Origin of the sequence: Hyunsoonleella flava (assembly GCF_004310325.1) — a bacterium.
Classification (GTDB): domain Bacteria; phylum Bacteroidota; class Bacteroidia; order Flavobacteriales; family Flavobacteriaceae; genus Jejuia; species Jejuia flava.
Genome location: NZ_SIRT01000051.1, coordinates 1 through 307 on the forward strand (window position 1 = coordinate 1; position 307 = coordinate 307).

The 307-nt window shown below is 34.2% G+C and carries 1 pseudogene; it reads left to right on the forward strand.

Annotated elements, in window-relative coordinates:
- Window positions 1–307, forward strand: a pseudogene (locus EYD45_RS16855) (sulfatase); the annotation flags it as partial.

The following is a 307-nucleotide window of genomic DNA, read 5'->3' on the forward strand; positions in this document are numbered from 1 at the left end:
ATCAAGGTGGTGAGCCATCATCTATAATACAAAAAGATGGATGGAAACTCATTCATTACTGGGAAGATGGACGTGAAGAATTGTTTAAACTACCTTCAGAAGAAAAAGATCATCAAAACATTCTGTTAAAATATCCTGAAATTGCGAAAAACTTAAGTAATGATTTAATGGCTTGGTTAACTTATGTTGGTGCAAAATACCCAACAAAGGACCATCTGTTTGATGAAATTAAACAGGATAGGCGTTTACAAACTATCATTTCGAAAAAGTTGCCAAACCTTGAGCAGGAAAGGCTGGAATTTTTATC